Below are 15,642 nucleotides of genomic sequence, written 5' to 3' on the forward strand. Positions count from 1 at the left end.
ACCAATCCTCCTAGTTCACTGTCCCTGGGGCGCGAAACGGCAGGCCTGCGACAAGGTTCTGCGGCTTCATGCGGATCGTTCGGTCAGGGGTCATGGCCATTATGAGCCAGACGGGCCTGGCGCCCACCTGCGGCAGTACTTCGCCGGTGTCGGAAAAGGTGAGCCGGAACAGTGCAATCACGCGCTGTGCAGCCTCCGGGTCAAGTTCATCGCCGGCCCAGAGCGTGTTGCCGATGCGGGTCGCTTCGGCGTCGAGGCCGACGAACCAGGCCCAGTCCTCGTCCTCGATCCGCTCCACCGGCTCGATCTCCACGTCCACCGCAAGTAGATGGCGAACCCAGATCTCCATTGCTGTGGCAAGGCCGCGCCGGGTCGGACTGCGCGCGCTGCCCAGCTTGAGCACCATATCGAAAGCGTCGCTCCTGGCGAAGTAACGCTCGGCATTGTTCTCGTCGAGTATCTCCAGTTCGGTGACGGCTGGGCCACCAAGCATGTTCAGGAGTGGCGAGGCATGGCGGTTCTGTTCATGCAGCTCTATGGTTTCGGCATCGGCGAGAAGCACGGCGCCCTCGTTAGACGTCACCCGTTGCGGCCGATAAAACAGCTCCGCGGCTCGCACGACGCAGGCGTCGTGCTGACCATCCAGCGCATTGCGCAGGACGACCTGCGCAAGCTGGTTCATGAACAGCGGCGGGATAGTTTCGGCCGAGCCGCGCGCCAGCGCGAGATATGCGGCCTCGAGTGAGGGAGCGGCCAACACATGGTCGCGAAAGGCGATCATGAACTCCCAGTTCTCGCGCGCATCCGGGTCCTCCAGGGCGGCGATCTCCTGCTTCGCGACCGGCCGGCGCGGATGATGCATCAAAAGCTCGTGATGCAGGCGCAGCTCCGCCGGGCAGGCCGTTTCGGGAGGGAGAAGCTCTGGCCGCGCAAAATATGCCTTCAGAAAGGAGTCGGTCACCAGCAGGCGCCCGGCCTCATCCCTGTCGAGAAGGTGATGACCTGAGGAAACCCAGAAATCCTTCACTTCTGCCTCCCGGCCAATGCTAGGAGATCGAACTTTTCCGTCGACTCCTCCTCGCCGTCGATTTCGACAAAGCGGAATGCCGTTGCCGGCTCCAGCCGGCTCGCCTTGCGATGCAGGGTTCGGAAACACTCGCGGGTGCCGGCCTGTTCGCTGGTGCGGTTGACCGCAATCAGCGTGTTTGGCGGGTGGTCGCACAGCGATTGCGCGAATTCTATCTCCTCTTCGGCGGCGGCGCGCGCCGTTTCGGTGTCCGGCGCACCGCATCGCACCACAAGCTGCTCGGCCAGCCGATCGACGGCCGCCGCGCGATCATGCACGGTCGCGTCCGTGACCACGACGAGGGTGGACCAGCCGAAGCTATCAATGCCGAGGAACCCGGCGCGGAACGCCTGCCGTTCCTTGCCGGTAAGCCTGGCCACATCGGCGCCGAAGAACAGGAAGGTGCCGGTCACCGCCCATTCGCCTGGTTCTGCAGCGCGCGAATAGACAAACGTGTCCGATGGATCGAGGCGGATCGTTCGCGGCAGCTTCAAAGCCATGGCGTGCCCGTCATCGGATCGAGCCAGGAGGGCCTGGCAAGCGCCTCGGGCAGGCTTTTTCGCTCGCCAGGCCCGTGAGAGGCCGTGTGGGAAATCACCAGATCGCCGTTGCCGGCAATCTCTGCATGCTCGTCGCCCTTTCGGGGCAGCCGGTCGAGCCAGCGGCTGGCGATCGAACCGAAGCCGGTGTCGCTCCATTCGTGGAATGCGGCCATCAGATGGCGGGAGAAGCTCGCAACGATCTCACCGGCATCGAGCGCAACGAAGCCGAGTTCGTCAAGCGCGCCAAGCAGCGGACGCAGGCCGGGCTCGTCGGCGCGGATGACGGCGGTGCGGATCATGCCGGAGAAGACGATCCAGTCGGGGATTTCGTTCTCCCGGGCCCCTTCCGGCCAGCCCAGGCGGGCGCCGCCGACGAGAACCCCGTCGACGCGAACAGTGTCGGGCCAGTCGAAGGTGATGGGCCGCGACGGCGGAGCATGGACCGCAAGTGCATCGGCAAGTGCGTTCATGCCGGCATAAATCGCGCGACGCGCATCCTCTAGCGGCTCTTCAGGCTCAAGCACCACTGCGAATTCGGCCAGATCGTAGCGGCGCACCCAGGCAAGCGTGCCTGCGCCTTCGTCTGCCGCGATCGCGCAGGCGTGCGCAAAGGCGTCACCGGCCTCTCTCAGCGGCACGAGGCTGTAAGGCGGTGGCAGTTGGAGGTCGCTGACAGAGGGCCGCATAGCCCGATCCATATTTTGATGACGGCGACTGTAATGTCTTTATAATACTTCCAGGCAAGAGGCGCTACCGCGTGGACAAGGACGATGCCACGGGAGTCGGAATGAGCCTGGACAAACCACGCACGGTCCTGGTCTGCTCGTGCGAGCGGAGCATGCCACGCTTCGGCGCCAGCGTCGCCCGCGGATGCAAGGGCGCACGGGTCGAGGCGGGGGACCAGTTCTGCGGCGCGGAACTCGACCGGGTGCGCAGCGCCCTGAGCGGCGGCGAAGCAGTCACCATCAGTTGCACGCAACAGGCGCCGCTTTTCGGCGACCTCGCCGAGGAACTCGGTTTCGCAGGCGATCTGGTTTTCGCAAACATTCGCGAGACGGGCGGCTGGTCGCAGGATGCTGCTGCTGCCGGCCCGAAAGCGGCGGCTCTGCTCGCCATGGCGGCCGAATCCGCTTCGCCACCCGCGCTGGTTACGCTTTCGAGCAATGGTGTCGTCCTGGTCTATGGCTGCGACGCGACGGCGATCGACGCGGGCCGGCAACTCGCCGAAAAGCTGGACGTCACTGTGTTGCTTAGCCGTCCGCGCGAAATCGCGCCGCACCGGGTCTGGGATTTTCCCGTCTTGCAGGGCACGATCCGGCAAGCGCGCGGCCATCTTGGCGCCTTCGAGCTGACGGTCGACGATTTCGCGGCGCCCAATCCATCTTCGCGCGATCGGCTTGGCTTTGGAATATCGCGGGATGGAGCGGTCTCGAACGCCGACATCATCCTTGATCTCTCCGGCGGGGCTCCGCTTTTCCCTGCTCATGAATTGCGCGACGGCTACGTGAAGGCCGATCCCGGCGATCGCGCCTCCGTCGCCGTTGCGATCGCAACGGCAGCCGATTTGGTTGGCGAGTTCGACAAGCCGCGCTTCATCGATTTCTCCTCCGATCTGTGCGCCCATTCGAGATCGCGCATCACCGGCTGCACACGGTGCCTCGACCTGTGCCCGACTGGAGCGATAACGCCCGCCGGGAACCACGTCGCGATCGATGCGGAAGTATGCGCCGGCTGCGGCAGCTGCGCGGCGGCATGTCCCACGGGCGCTGCCGCCTACGCCGTGCCAGATGCCGCAACGCTGCTTCGGCGGCTGCGGACGCTTCTTGTCACCTATCGTGAGGCGGGCGGCCTGGATGCGATTGTGCTTTTCCATGATCTCGGCCATGGCGAGCCGCTGATCGACGCACTTGCCCGCTTCGGCGCGGGTCTGCCCGCAAATGTCCTGCCGGTCGCGGTGAATGAGATAACCCAGTTAGGGATCGAGGCGTGGACCGCGCCGGTCGCCTGGGGCGCTTGCGCCGTAAGGGCGCTGTCGTCGGCCAAGCCAAGGCATGAGCTTACCGGAATTGCCGCAAACATCGCAATCGCCAATCTTTTGAGCCGGTCTCTCGGTTATGGCGCGGAGGTCTGCGGACTGATCGAAGTGGACGATCCCGACATACTCGCCTCGGCGCTCGACCTGATTACTCCAGATGTTGCGTCGCGGCGCCCGGCGGCATTCCTGCCGCTCGGCAAGAAGCGCAGCCTGCTGACGAGCACCATGCTCGAGCTCCATCGAGCTGCGCCAACGCCGGTCGACCGCGTGGCGTTGCCGGGTGGTGCTCCGTTCGGCGGCCTGGACGTCAATGTCGACGGCTGCACGCTCTGCCTCTCTTGTGTCTCGGCCTGTCCAACCGGGGCGCTTTCCGACAGCGAACAGCAGCCGGCCCTGTATTTTTCCGAGAGCGCCTGCGTGCAGTGCGGCCTTTGCGCCGCGACCTGCCCGGAGAAGGTCATCACCTTGACGCCGCAGGTGGATTTCCAGGCATGGGGTGCTCGCAGCCGGGTCGTGAAGCAAGAGGAGCCGTACAACTGCATCCGCTGCGCAAAGCCGTTCGGCACAAGGAGCACCGTCGAGCGGATCGTCGCCAAGCTCGAAGGCAAACACTGGATGTTTGCAGGCGAGAACGCACGGCGGCTCGACCTTGTACGGATGTGCGACAATTGCCGCGTCGATGCGGCGATGAATGAGGGCTTCGATCCTTATGCAGGCCCTGGTCGCTCGCCGCCGCGAACCACTGAAGACTATCTGCGGGAGCGCAAGGCCTCGAGCGACAAGGCGGTCTGAGCCTTGGGCTGATCGCCCTCAAAAATGCGTTTCCCGGCGATCGGGGCGGTGAGCCGGCTACGACGGTGACCAAAAGGGTTACACGATCAACACGCAAATAAACGGTTTCAGCAATCAAATCTTAGGCATAGCGTGACATGCTTGCCGCTCGGCTGACCACCGGGTGGCTCGAATGGATGTATGGGAAAGGGGGGCCTCAGGGCCCGTCGATTGGTAGATCGAACGCACCTCGACATGCAGGACGATCCTGCCGTCACGGCGGAAGTTGAGCGACTTCTGGCGCAGCGCACGCGCGACATCCGGCTCAAAGGCGAGATCAAGCGCCTGTTTCAGGCACGTGTCTGGTCGCAAACGGCCAAGATCATCCGCGCCTGGATGACATGGGTGGCGTTCCTGGATGTCCTGACGCTGGCGCTCAACCTGGTGATGCTTCCAAGGTCGATCGCGCTATCCATGCTCTTGCCTGGCGCCATCATCCCTCCCGTCGCTGTAGCCGTGGTCCTTGTCTGGCGAAAACGGCGCCCGTCCTGGGTCCAGGGGGTTTCCCTGATCACAGGCATGTTCCTCATCCTGTTGTCGATCGTATTGGTCGGCGCAAGCGCCGGCGGCGAGTTCTACGAACGGCACTTGAACATCATGCTGTTCGTAGCGATTACCGCCATCATCATCTTCGGCGTCCCTCAGGCATGGACCGTGACGGTCGCGGCTTTGGCTCTCGGTCTCTATCTCGTCTTCCAGGTGCAGAACCCGGGCCTTGAGATTGGCAATGCGGTGGCTGCCACGTTGTTTTTTGCCAGCGGCATTCTCGCTACGGTCGCCGCGCGGCGTACGATGACAATTCTGGCTCAGAAGACTTTTCTGTTCGAGCTTCGAGACCGACACAGGGTTGCCGAACTGGCAGAAGCGAACGATCGGCTGGAGCTTCTGGCGAGAACCGATCCGCTGACCGGCGTCGACAATCGGCGCCGGATGACGGAAACGCTCGACCACGCCTGGGGCGGTGGCGGCAAATGCCCCGGCGGCGCCGCCATGCTGATGTGCGACATCGACGAGTTCAAGAAGCTCAACGATCGTCTCGGTCATGCCGAGGGCGATCGTTGCCTCATCGAGGTCGCCCGCTTGATCCGGGAGAACGTGAGGCGCGATCGCGATCATGTTGCGCGCTACGGCGGTGAGGAATTTCTCGTGCTGCTTCCAAGTGTGAACGAGCAGGAGGCCGCCATTGTAGCCGAGCGAATTCGCGAGTGTGTGGAAGCTGCTCGTCTTCCTAATCCAGGATCGCGCGTGTCCCGCTATATCACCCTCAGCATCGGCGTGGCGGTCCAGGCGCCGGACCACGCCATTTCGCCGGAGCAGCTCCAGCGCCAGGCCGATGAAGCACTCTATGTTGCCAAGCAGACTGGCCGCAATCGGGCGGTGTTCCACAGGCTGGAGTCATCGCGCCTTTTGGGCGCTCGGTCGATGCGGTGATGTCGAAGTTCAGTCGGTGCGTGTCTCGGCCTGAAGAAAGCGGATCAGGGCTGCCCGATCCTCGGCATTGCTGATCGTCTGTTCAGGCATCTTGGTGCCGGGGGTGTAGGCGTTCGGACCCAACTCGAACAGCTCCGACACGGTTTCCGGTGTCCAGACGATGTCCATTTTCCGGAAAGCGGGCGAATAGTGGTAACCCGGCACGGACGCTATCTTGCGCCCGAAAATGCCATGCAGCGTCGGCCCGGCTCGATGGCCATCGTTCGGGTCGAGCGTATGGCAGGCAACGCAGGCGCGAAATACTTCTGCGTCCGGATTGCCTGCGTATCTGGCCATCGGATCGGTCCTGCCTGCTGTAGCGGCTCCAAGGCGCTCGCCCGTCTCGACGTTCCATTCCCGCACCAGATGGTCGGCGCCGCCAGCCAGAAGCGTCTTGCCGCCAGCCGCGAACGCAAGCGACCATACCGCCACGCCGGACGTGTCGAGAGTGCGGATGGTGGAAAGGCTGACAGCGTCCAGCAACAGGATTCCATCACCGATGCCGGCGACGGCGAGATAGTTCGCGTCTGGCGCAGCGGCGAGAGCAATCACCGGTTTGCGCAAGACCGGAACTTCCAACTGCACTTTGCCGAGTCGGTCGAGCAGCCGTACCCATCCGTCCGCACCTGCGACGAACAGGCGGTCGCCGGACGCTCTTGCAAGCGCGTTGAGCGGCGTCGGCATGATGGCCCGAAGCGGCGGCGCCCCAGCCTGGCTCGGCCAAAAGATGACTGTCGCGTCATAGCCGGCGCTGACGAGGGTTGCGTCGGCCAGGAAGGCGAGCGCATTGACGTTTGCACGATGGCCTTCCAGGACGCGCGCTTCACCGCCGGCAAGCGGCCAGAGCCGTACGGTGGTGTCCCAGGATGCCGAAGCCAGCATCGATCCGTCGGGCGACAGTTCGAGGTCGGCGACGGGTCCGGTGTGACCCTCCAGGATGCGGGCCGGTTCGCCTCGACCGGTTTGCCAGATCGCGATGCGACCATCCGCACCGGCGCTGGCAAATCGCCCGTTCGGTAGTGCGGCGACGGCCGTTACCTCACCTTCATGAAAGAGCAGCACGTCGCGCGCTTCGCCGGTCTCAAGCGACCAGATGATCGTCCTGGTGTCAAAACTGCCGGTTGCCGCCGTCTTTCCGTCCGGCGCCACGGAAATCGCTCGCACGGGACCGCCATGCCCGCGCAGTTCCGCACCATGTGCCGTCGCGCCAGCGAGGAAAACAGCAGCGAGCAAGGCTATTGCGAGCGTCTTACGCATTGCGCATCATACGTTTCCGTGTTCCGCTGGCGGGCAGCGCCGTGGCCGGACAGCAGCATGCGATCGCGACCTGACCAGCCGCACACTCCCAGCTATTGGAGGCAATCCTATGACTCAAAACATGGAAACCGATCCCTTCAACGTGTCGATGCGCAAGTTCCTGAAGCAGGTCGGCGTAACCTCGCAGCAGGCGATCGAAAAGGCGGTGGCCGATGCTGGACTGAAAGGGCAGGGGCGCCTGACCGTGAGGGCCGTGATTACGGCCGAACGCGCCGGTCTGCACCACGTCGTCGAAGGCGACATCGACCTTGGCTGAATAGCTGCGACGGTGCGCCCGGCGCCCCGTCGACGCCCACATCAATGGAAGAACCGGACCTGCCCGGCCGGGCCGGTGTCATAGCCGGTGAGTTCTGCGGCGCGCTGAGCGAAGCTGTCCTGGGCCATGAGGCGGATCAGCGCCTGGATCGAAGGCTGGAAATAGGTTCGCTGCCGCATCAGCAGATCGAAATTCTCCCACGCCAATGACACGAATTCGAGGCCGGCGGCGCGCGCGGCGGCGCGTGTGGCGATGCCGCAATCGGCCCTGCCGGTCCGGATCGCGGCAGCGAGTTCCGGCCCTGTCAGGCATGGCGGCTCGAGCCGGTTCAACCGCCTCTGGCTGGCGCCGGCGCGGGCGACCAGGACATCCAGCAGCATTTGGGCTCCGGCCCCGACCTGGCGCATCGCGATCTTGGCGCCGCTTTCTAGGACATCGGCCAGGCTGTTGAGCGATCGGGGGTTGCCCGGCGGCAGCAGCAGCCCTTGTTCGCGCCGCGTGAAACCGATCAGCACCGCATCGTGCAGCCGCGGCATGGCGCGCGCGGCCTCCACATTGAGGTCGGCGGCATCACCGTGGAAATGGATCGCCGCAGCGGCAATCTCGCCACGCAAAAGACGCGCAACGCCGCCTGCCGTCCCCTCGGTCAGCGAGGCGAGGCCAGAGCCCGCCTGACGAAGGCTCCATTCAAGCAGGTCGTCCTGGCTGCCGCCGACTATGGGCGGCGGCTCGGGCGCAATCATTCCGTCGGGACGCGCCAATCCCGACAGAACCCACCGGTCGAGTTCGTTGCGCGGAAACAGCCATTTGCCCGTCACTTTGCTGCACGGGATGCTGTTTTTGGCGACCAGCTCGTAAAGCTTGCGTTCGCCAAGGCGCAAATAGTCTGCGGCTTCTGCAGTCGTCAGCAAATCCATCCTGCAATCTTATGCATATTCCTGCGCAGGTTCAATTGTTTGACGAATGCGGAGTAAATGCAGCAGAAATAGCAGGACGACGCAGCGCAGGTGAAAGGGTATGTCAGAAGGCCTAAATGCATGGCAGCTTATCGCGAGTGGCGACGCGACGCTGATCTCGATAGTGCGGCTTTCGCTGACCATTACCCTGGCCGCCGTTGCAGTTGCGGCCGTCGTGGGACTGCCGCTCGGGGCGTTGCTGGCACTGACCCGTTTTCCGGGACGTTGCGCGCTCGTCGTGCTTGTCAACGGCTTCATGGGCCTGCCGCCCGTAGTCGTCGGCCTGACCGTTTACCTGCTGTTGTCGCGATCAGGGCCGCTCGGCACGTTCGGCCTGCTGTTCACACCGGCCGCCATGGTCATCGCGCAGGCGCTTCTCGTCCTGCCAATTATCGCGGCTCTGACGCGCCAGACCATCGAGGATTTGTGGCGCGAATATCGCGACGAACTGACGGCGATGGGCGTCGGCCCGACAGGCCGGGTGGCGACGCTCTTGTGGGACAGCCGTTTCAGCCTGATCACCGCAATGCTCGCCGGCTTCGGCCGGGCGGCCGCCGAAGTCGGCACGGTGATGATCGTCGGCGGCAATATCGAGGGCTTTACCCGAACCATGACCACCACGATCGCGCTCGAAACATCAAAGGGAGACCTGCCGCTCGCGATCGGGCTCGGCGTCATCCTGATCGGCCTCATTCTTGCCATCAATGCCGCTGCCTGGGGCCTGCGATTGTGGTCGGAGCAACGGGTGGCTTGATGATGCGGGCCGCGCTGACCGACCTTCCTCTCGTTCTGGACCGGGTCTCGCTCAGCGCCGGCGCCACGACCATGCTCGACCGCCTGAACCTGGCGATTGCTCCCGGTGCGCCGACACTGGTGCTCGGTCCCAATGGCGCGGGCAAGACGTCACTGCTTCGGGTTTGCATGGGACTTGCCGCGCCTTCCGCAGGAACTGTGAGCTGGGGTGGGCGCACCGATCGCGGCCTTGGCCGCAGGGCAATGCTGCTCCAGAAACCGGTGATGCTGCGCCGCTCTGTCGCCGCCAACGTGGCTTACGCACTGGCGCAAGCTGGCTGTCCGCGCCATCGTCGCGCGACACGCACCGAGGAACTTCTCGATCGTGTGGGCCTTCTGGGCCTGGCGGCGCGACCTGCGCGGCGCTTGTCCGGCGGCGAGCAACAGCGCGTGGCGCTTGCCCGCGCACTGGCGCGCAAACCCGAGGTCCTGCTGCTCGATGAGCCCACCGCCAGCCTTGATCCCGCTGCAACCCGCCATGTCGAGGAGATCATCCTCATGGCCTCCCAATCGGGCACCAAGATCGTCATGGCTTCGCACGATCTCGGTCAGGTGCGACGGCTCGCGGGAGATGTCGTCTTCCTCGTTCGCGGCCGACTGTGCGAGCACGCCAGCGCCGGTGATTTTTTCGATCGCCCCGCATCCGCAGAAGCTGCCGCCTTTATCCATGGGGAACTCGTGCTTTGACCGCGGAAATGGAGCTTCCAGTGCTGAACCGTCGACTGTTTACCGCAATTGCGATCATTTTGACTTTCCTCGCTTCCAGCGGCGCATCGGCCAGCGCACAGGAACAGTCGATCGTGGTGGCCTCGACGACGTCGACACGGGATTCCGGCCTTTTCGACCACATACTGCCTTTGTTCACCACAAGGACCGGAATCGAGGTGAAGGTGGTCGCGCAGGGAACCGGCCAGGCCCTCGACGCCGGCCGCCGGGGAGACGCAGACGTGGTCTTCGTCCATGCCAGGGAGCAGGAGGAGAAATTCGTCGAGCAAGGTTTTGGCGTGAAACGCTTCGATGTGATGTACAATGATTTCGTCCTGATCGGGCCCAGAGGCGACCCGGCCGGCATCAAGGGTTCGCCGGATATCGCAGTCGCCTTGACATCGATCCAGAGCAAAAAAGCTGTTTTTGTTTCCCGCGGCGACAAATCCGGAACCCACTTTGCTGAACTCGGACTCTGGAAGGCGGCAGGTGTCGATATCGCGGCGGTGGGGGACCACTGGTACAAGGAGATAGGGCAGGGCATGGGCGCTGCGCTCAACACAGCCTGCGCCATGGATGCCTATGTGCTTTCCGATCGCGCCACATGGTTGGCGTTCAAGAACCGCGGCGAACTGGAGATCGTGGTCGAAGGCGATAAAAGGCTGTTCAACCAGTACGGTGTCATGCTGGTGAATCCCGCGAGGCACCCGAGCGTCAAGGCTGAACCCGGCCAACGCTTCATAGATTGGCTGATCTCGCCTGAAGGACAGCAGGCGATCGGCGAATACAATATTGACGGCCAGCAACTGTTCTTCCCGAACGCTGAGCAGAAGCGCTCCTGAAGTCGGTTGCAAAGCGGGTTGCATCTGCCCCATCATCGGACATGATGAGAATGCAGCCTTCCGTCGGCGCGCTGACCGGTCTCGAAGCGGCTCTCGCCGCACTCCTCGACGGAGTGGAGCCGGTTGCGCCCACTCTTTTGCCGCTTGACCAGACGCTTGGGAAGATAGGCGCCGCCATGCCGCCCCGGGCACGCGCGCAGCCCATCCGCGACACCGCAAGGACAGACGGCTGGGCGTGCCGCGCGCTCGATCTTGCCGGTGCGTCGGCCTATTCGCCGCTGCCGCTGACGGCAATGCCGGTCTGGATAGAGGCAGGCGGCGCCATGCCGGAGGGATGCGATTGCGTTCTCGATGCCGATCTCATCGATTGCAGCGGCCCGATGCCCCAGGCGCTCGATGAAGCGGCACCGGGCCAGGGCGTGCGACGCGCCGGCGAGGACATGGCGGCGGGCCGACCGCTCATCATTGCAGGGAACAGGCTGTCGGCCGCTGACCTCCTGACAGTGCGAAGCGCAGGGATTGGTGAAATTGCGGTGCGGATGCCGCAGGTGCGCCTGATCGATGTCGCCGCCCCGACGAGCGATACTTTCACGGCGCATTTTATCGCCGACCTTGCAAGAGCCTCTGGCGCGACGGTATTCGATATCGAAACGGTTGCGCGCGACGCCAGATCCGTCGCCCAGGCGCTTGGCAATGCAGCCGGCGATTTGATTATCCTGATTGGAGGCACTGGTGCGGGGCGCGCCGACGCTACAGCCGACGCGCTTGCCGCGCGTGGGGCGCTCATCGCCCACAACATAGCGCTACAGCCCGGCCGAACCGCGGCGATCGGACGGCTCGATGCGGTCCCGATCATTGCTCTGCCCGGCGCGCCCGATCAGGCTCTTGCCGCCTTTCTGGCGCTGGTTCAGCCGGCTATCGATCGCCTGACGGACAGGAGCGCCCGGCGACAGACGGTCCTGGCGCTGGAGCGGAAAATCTCGTCCACGGTCGGACTGGCCGAGATCGTCCTGCTGAACCAGCAACAAGACAGATGGCGGCCGCTTGCGATAGGAGATTTTTCGCTGGAGGCGATCCGCCTGGCGGATGCATGGCTTGCCATTCCAGGGGGCAGTGAGGGTTGGGCCGCGGGAACACCTGTCGGCGCCTTTGTGTTCGACGATCCAAGATGAGTCGGTGATGACCAGATCCACCCGCCCAGATACCGGCCAGGAGCATACCGGCCAGGAGCAGTTCCTGACGGTCCTGTCGCGCGACGAGGCGCTCGCCCGTTTCGAGGCGGTGCTATTTCCCAGGACGACCCCGACCGAAGAACTGATGCTGGCGGATGCGCTTGGGCTGCCGCTTGCCGATGATGTCACGGCTCCGATCGACGTGCCGCCCTTCGACCGTTCGAACGTCGATGGTTTTGCCGTGCGTGCCGCCGACATCGCCACCGGGTCGGAGGCGCTTCCTGCCAGGCTCCTGCTCAACCGCGAAACCATCGCCTGCGGTGTCGCCCCGCAAATCCCTGTGCTCGCAGGCACCGCCACCTCGATCGCGACGGGCGGGCCGGTGCCGCGCGGCGCCGATGCCATCGTCATGGTGGAGCACACACACCCAGCCGACGGCGATGCCATCGAGGTCAGGCGCGGAGCCTCGCCCGGCCAGTTCATCTCGCATGCCGGATCCGATATTGCCCGCGGTGAGGTTCTGCTGCGCGCCGGAACGGTGATCGGCTCGCGTGAAATCGGCATGCTTGCCGCCTGCGGAATTGCGCTGGTGACGGTGGCGCGCAAGCTGCGCGTGGCGGTTTTGTCGACCGGCGACGAACTTGTCCAACCGGGCGACACCCTGCGGCCCGCCGGCATTTACGACGCCAATGGCGCAATCGTCAGCGCCGCGATAACTGAAAATGGCGGCCAGGCGAGCTTTCTCGGCGCCTATCCGGATGACGAAGCCACGCTGGAAGCCGCCATGCGCGAGGCGCTGGCGGCGCATGACGTGCTGATAGTGTCGGGCGGGACGTCCAAGGGCGCGGGTGATGTCAGCCACCGCATCGTGAACCGTCTCGGCGCGCCCGGCATCGTTGCCCATGGCGTGGCGCTGAAGCCGGGAAAACCACTTTGCCTCGCCGTCTGCGACGGCAAGCCGGTCGTCGTGCTGCCGGGATTTCCGACTTCGGCCATGTTCACTTTCCACGACATGATCGTTCCCGTGCTGCGCCGCATGGCGGGCCTGCCGCCTCGGACCGAAGCGAAGGTCGCGGCAAAGGTTCCACTGCGCATTCAGTCCGAACTCGGCCGCACGGAGTTCGTGATGGTGTCGCTGGTCGAGGGTGAGCAGGGGCTGGTCGCCTATCCCACCGGCAAGGGCTCGGGGGCGATAACGTCCTTTGCCCAGGCGGACGGCTTCATCAGCATCGAAGCTTTGGCCGACAATATGCCTGCCGGAAGCGAGGCGTCGGTGACGCTGTTCACCCCGCACGTCCGTGTTCCCGATCTCGTGGTGATCGGCAGCAACTGCACCGGCCTCGACCTTGTCGTGGGCATTCTGTTTCGCGCCGGCCTGACGGTGCGGTCCATCGCGGTCGGCAGCCTCGGCGGCCTGGCCGCGGCCAGGCGAGGCGAGTGCGATATCGCGCCCATCCACCTCTTCGATGCCAAGACGCAAAGCTACAATGCGCCGTTCCTGAGCGAAGGCCTCGAACTCGTGCAGGGATGGCGACGCATGCAGGGCATCGTCTACCGCCCGGGCGACCTGCGCTTCCAGGGGACCGACCCAGAGGAGGCGGTGCGAGCCGCACTCGCCGATCCCAATTGCATGATGGTCAACCGCAACCAGGGCTCGGGCACGCGCATCCTGATCGACCAACTGCTTGGTGCCGCGCGCCCCGACGGATATTGGAACCAGCCCCGCTCGCACAATGCCGTCGCGGCGGCCGTGGCGCAGAACCGAGCCGACTGGGGCGTCACCATTGCGCCGGTGGCGCGCTCAGCCGGGCTCGGCTTCATTGCGCTGAAGGAAGAGCATTATGATTTCGCGCTGGTCTCTGCCCGCAAACAGCGACCCGCGGTGCAGGCCTTCCTAACCGCGGTCGCTTCGCCTGAATTCAACGAGGCGGTCGAGCGCATGGGTTTTACCCGACCTGGCCAAGTGTGAGATATCCGGGTTAAGGGTCGGCAAGGTGCCCAACCAGCCGTTCGGCCTCGGCAAAATCTTCGACCGTGTTGACATTGAAGAAGGGATCCACCGGCTTGTCCGGCCAGGACTGGGTTGCAACCTTGTAGCGAGCTGTCCACAGGTCGATCTTGCGAACGCCCTCTTCGACCAGTGCATGGCGTAGCGCATCTCGCATCGCCACTTGCCACAGCCCGATGACAGGATGCGTCCGACCCGCTGACATCGCCACCGCCAGATCCGCAGCTTTCGCCATGCGCGCTCGATGCAGCCGTTCGACGAGGTCGCGCGGCAAGAAAGGACAGTCCGCTGCGACGCTGACGATCCATTCGACATCGGGCCTGTTCGCCGCGGTCCAGTCGAGGCCCGCAAGCACGCCGGCAAGCGGGCCCGAATAATTCTCGACCGGGTCGGCGACGACTGGTAGGCGAAAGCGGTCGAAGCGGGCAGGGTCGCCATTGGCGTTCAGCAACAGCCCGTCGCATTGCGGGCCGAGGCGCTCGAGGACACGCTCGAGGATGGTGAGTCCGTCGATCCGACGCATCGATTTGTCGCCACCGCCCATGCGCCGGGCGAGCCCGCCGGCGAGAACGACGCCCAGGGTCGGCACCTTCTCATTCGCCATCGTCGGCTCCCTTGCGTCTGTGACGCGGTGCTTCCTCGTCGACGGAAGCGAGGTCCTGGTCGAAGACGATGCGGTCCGCGCCCGATAGCACGGCGAACCGCTTGCCGCGCGCCCGACCGACCAGCGGGGGGGCGGGCGGGCGCGCCAGAGCCCCCCCCCCCCCGGGGGCACCCGCGCGCGAGGCGCGGGTGGGAAGGGCCCGTCGAACCGTCGTGATCGTCATTTGAGACCGCCGCCAGCCCGTCGTGTAAAGGATCTTGTCAGCGGCATCGATGCCGTGGCGATACATCCAGCCGGCGATCTTGTCGACGGCGTTGTGGCGCCCGACGTCCTCCATGTAGCAGATCGGCGTGCCTTCCTTGCAAAGCACGCAGCCATGAATCGCGCCCGCCTGGAGATAGAGCGACGGCGTCGTGTTGATCGTGCGGGTCATTTGGTAAAGCCAGGAGGTGTGCAGCGCGGCTGGCGGCAGAGTGATATCGAGCGCCTCGAGAAGATCGCCGAAAGCGGTCCCCTGCGCGCAGCCTGAAGTCTGCGTCCGTTTTCTAAGCTTCTGCTCGTAATTTGTGTTGCGCTCGGTACGGACAACCACGACCTGCACGTCGTCGTCATATTCGACCTCGGTTACGACGTCGTCAGATTTGAGCATGTTCTGATTGAGCAGGTAGCCCAGCGCCAGATATTCGGGATAGTCGCCGATCGTCATCATCGTGACGATCTCCTGGGCATTCAGATAGAGCGTCAGCGGGCGTTCAACGGGGACGCGGATTTGAATAGCGGCGCCCGTATGATCGATGCCGCTGACCTGTTCGGTCAATCGGATGTCATCCGGGCTCGGCATGATGATGGCGGGGTCTGGTCGGGTTTTCATCTGTTGCATGGCGCTCTCTTGAAATTGCAATCCCGCTTGCCGGAGTGGACGCGTTACCTCCGGCTTGACCTGCACTATATAGCCTGTTCAAACCGATGCCGGTCCACAAAAGCGCGCACAGGCGCAGACTGGGTTTGCCGGATGGCGCCGAGCTGCCGGCTCGGCCAGATCCATA

Annotated in this window: 15 protein-coding genes; 8 read left to right on the forward strand and 7 right to left on the reverse strand. The window is 64.4% G+C overall.

The genetic code is table 11. The features are described from left to right. Positions 1 to 10: 10 nt before the first annotated feature. From AC0L17_RS04415 to AC0L17_RS04425, 3 genes are read right to left on the reverse strand one after another with little or no spacing between them, the layout of a single operon-like run. Complete coding sequence (locus tag AC0L17_RS04415) at positions 11 to 1,027, reverse strand: DUF6352 family protein (protein ID WP_091597660.1); 1,017 nt, start codon at positions 1,025 to 1,027, stop codon at positions 11 to 13. Then, positions 1,024 to 1,566: a DUF6505 family protein gene (locus tag AC0L17_RS04420; RefSeq protein WP_473490875.1), complete on the reverse strand. Its 543-nt coding sequence runs from the start codon at positions 1,564 to 1,566 to the stop codon at positions 1,024 to 1,026. The genes AC0L17_RS04415 and AC0L17_RS04420 overlap by 4 nt, the downstream gene beginning before the upstream one ends. Next, the gene (locus AC0L17_RS04425; RefSeq protein WP_473514911.1) at positions 1,557 to 2,294 is read right to left on the reverse strand and encodes a biotin/lipoate--protein ligase family protein; all 738 of its coding nucleotides are present in this window, start codon (positions 2,292 to 2,294) and stop codon (positions 1,557 to 1,559) included. Before AC0L17_RS04425 ends, AC0L17_RS04420 begins: the two co-directional genes overlap by 10 nt. A 101-nt stretch (positions 2,295 to 2,395) precedes the next feature. On the opposite strand from AC0L17_RS04425, the gene AC0L17_RS04430 reads away from it, so the two are divergent. After that, entirely contained in the window at positions 2,396 to 4,435 is a 2,040-nt protein-coding gene (locus AC0L17_RS04430) for a 4Fe-4S binding protein (protein ID WP_473514912.1), read from the forward strand. A gap of 234 nt (positions 4,436 to 4,669) precedes the next feature. Further along, positions 4,670 to 5,905, forward strand: coding sequence for a GGDEF domain-containing protein (locus AC0L17_RS04435; RefSeq protein WP_473515025.1), 1,236 nt, complete (start codon positions 4,670 to 4,672; stop codon positions 5,903 to 5,905). A 9-nt stretch (positions 5,906 to 5,914) separates the two neighbouring features. On the opposite strand, the gene AC0L17_RS04440 is transcribed toward AC0L17_RS04435, so the two are convergent. After that, positions 5,915 to 7,201 carry a hypothetical protein gene (locus AC0L17_RS04440; protein WP_473514913.1) on the reverse strand — a complete coding sequence of 429 codons (1,287 nt, stop codon included), beginning with the start codon at positions 7,199 to 7,201 and terminating at the stop codon, positions 5,915 to 5,917. Positions 7,202 to 7,310: 109 nt separating this feature from the next. Between AC0L17_RS04440 and AC0L17_RS04445 the strand changes: the two genes are divergently transcribed. Beyond that, the gene (locus AC0L17_RS04445) at positions 7,311 to 7,517 is read left to right on the forward strand and encodes a DUF6494 family protein (protein ID WP_128180972.1); all 207 of its coding nucleotides are present in this window, start codon (positions 7,311 to 7,313) and stop codon (positions 7,515 to 7,517) included. A 41-nt stretch (positions 7,518 to 7,558) separates the two neighbouring features. Here AC0L17_RS04445 and AC0L17_RS04450 read toward each other — a convergent pair whose 3' ends face one another. Next, positions 7,559 to 8,434: a substrate-binding domain-containing protein gene (locus AC0L17_RS04450; RefSeq protein WP_473514914.1), complete on the reverse strand. Its 876-nt coding sequence runs from the start codon at positions 8,432 to 8,434 to the stop codon at positions 7,559 to 7,561. A 100-nt stretch (positions 8,435 to 8,534) separates the two neighbouring features. On the opposite strand from AC0L17_RS04450, the gene AC0L17_RS04455 reads away from it, so the two are divergent. Genes AC0L17_RS04455 through AC0L17_RS04475 form a run of 5 tightly spaced genes read left to right on the forward strand, consistent with a single transcriptional unit; the run spans position 8,535 to position 13,953 of the window. Beyond that, a complete protein-coding gene (locus tag AC0L17_RS04455; RefSeq protein ID WP_473514915.1) occupies positions 8,535 to 9,227 on the forward strand; it encodes an ABC transporter permease in 693 nt (230 codons plus the stop codon). 2 nt (positions 9,228 to 9,229) lie between these two features. Continuing rightward, positions 9,230 to 9,952: an ATP-binding cassette domain-containing protein gene (locus AC0L17_RS04460; protein ID WP_473515026.1), complete on the forward strand. Its 723-nt coding sequence runs from the start codon at positions 9,230 to 9,232 to the stop codon at positions 9,950 to 9,952. A gap of 8 nt (positions 9,953 to 9,960) precedes the next feature. Then, complete coding sequence (locus tag AC0L17_RS04465) at positions 9,961 to 10,812, forward strand: ABC transporter substrate-binding protein (protein ID WP_473515027.1); 852 nt, start codon at positions 9,961 to 9,963, stop codon at positions 10,810 to 10,812. Positions 10,813 to 10,862: 50 nt separating this feature from the next. Then, positions 10,863 to 11,984 (forward strand): molybdopterin-binding protein, encoded by a 1,122-nt coding sequence (locus tag AC0L17_RS04470; RefSeq protein ID WP_473514916.1) that lies wholly within the window; start codon positions 10,863 to 10,865, stop codon positions 11,982 to 11,984. A 7-nt stretch (positions 11,985 to 11,991) separates the two neighbouring features. Continuing rightward, a complete protein-coding gene (locus tag AC0L17_RS04475; RefSeq protein ID WP_473514917.1) occupies positions 11,992 to 13,953 on the forward strand; it encodes a molybdopterin biosynthesis protein in 1,962 nt (653 codons plus the stop codon). Positions 13,954 to 13,963: 10 nt separating this feature from the next. Here the strand turns inward: AC0L17_RS04475 and mobA are convergent, their stop codons facing one another. Further along, positions 13,964 to 14,596, reverse strand: a complete 633-nt coding sequence (mobA, locus tag AC0L17_RS04480; RefSeq protein WP_473514918.1) for a molybdenum cofactor guanylyltransferase MobA — start codon at positions 14,594 to 14,596, stop codon at positions 13,964 to 13,966. Then, positions 14,586 to 15,476 (reverse strand): formate dehydrogenase accessory sulfurtransferase FdhD, encoded by an 891-nt coding sequence (locus AC0L17_RS04485; RefSeq protein WP_473514919.1) that lies wholly within the window; start codon positions 15,474 to 15,476, stop codon positions 14,586 to 14,588. Before AC0L17_RS04485 ends, mobA begins: the two co-directional genes overlap by 11 nt. Between the last annotated feature and the right edge of the window lie 166 nt (positions 15,477 to 15,642).

Source organism: Mesorhizobium sp. WSM4829 (assembly GCF_055811475.1).

What these genes read in the sequence shown, in the direction of transcription:
- AC0L17_RS04420 (WP_473490875.1), bottom strand. Translation starts at nt 1,566, where the DNA reads ATGGCTTTGAAGCTGCCGCGAACGATCCGCCTCGATCCATCGGACACG.
- AC0L17_RS04425 (WP_473514911.1), bottom strand. Translation starts at nt 2,294, where the DNA reads ATGCGGCCCTCTGTCAGCGACCTCCAACTGCCACCGCCTTACAGCCTC.
- AC0L17_RS04430 (WP_473514912.1), top strand. Translation starts at nt 2,396, where the DNA reads ATGAGCCTGGACAAACCACGCACGGTCCTGGTCTGCTCGTGCGAGCGG.
- AC0L17_RS04435 (WP_473515025.1), top strand. Translation starts at nt 4,670, where the DNA reads ATGCAGGACGATCCTGCCGTCACGGCGGAAGTTGAGCGACTTCTGGCG.
- AC0L17_RS04440 (WP_473514913.1), bottom strand. Translation starts at nt 7,201, where the DNA reads ATGCGTAAGACGCTCGCAATAGCCTTGCTCGCTGCTGTTTTCCTCGCT.
- AC0L17_RS04445 (WP_128180972.1), top strand. Translation starts at nt 7,311, where the DNA reads ATGACTCAAAACATGGAAACCGATCCCTTCAACGTGTCGATGCGCAAG.
- AC0L17_RS04450 (WP_473514914.1), bottom strand. Translation starts at nt 8,434, where the DNA reads ATGGATTTGCTGACGACTGCAGAAGCCGCAGACTATTTGCGCCTTGGC.
- AC0L17_RS04455 (WP_473514915.1), top strand. Translation starts at nt 8,535, where the DNA reads ATGTCAGAAGGCCTAAATGCATGGCAGCTTATCGCGAGTGGCGACGCG.
- AC0L17_RS04460 (WP_473515026.1), top strand. Translation starts at nt 9,230, where the DNA reads ATGCGGGCCGCGCTGACCGACCTTCCTCTCGTTCTGGACCGGGTCTCG.
- AC0L17_RS04465 (WP_473515027.1), top strand. Translation starts at nt 9,961, where the DNA reads ATGGAGCTTCCAGTGCTGAACCGTCGACTGTTTACCGCAATTGCGATC.
- AC0L17_RS04470 (WP_473514916.1), top strand. Translation starts at nt 10,863, where the DNA reads ATGCAGCCTTCCGTCGGCGCGCTGACCGGTCTCGAAGCGGCTCTCGCC.
- AC0L17_RS04475 (WP_473514917.1), top strand. Translation starts at nt 11,992, where the DNA reads ATGACCAGATCCACCCGCCCAGATACCGGCCAGGAGCATACCGGCCAG.
- mobA (WP_473514918.1), bottom strand. Translation starts at nt 14,596, where the DNA reads ATGGCGAATGAGAAGGTGCCGACCCTGGGCGTCGTTCTCGCCGGCGGG.
- AC0L17_RS04485 (WP_473514919.1), bottom strand. Translation starts at nt 15,476, where the DNA reads ATGCAACAGATGAAAACCCGACCAGACCCCGCCATCATCATGCCGAGC.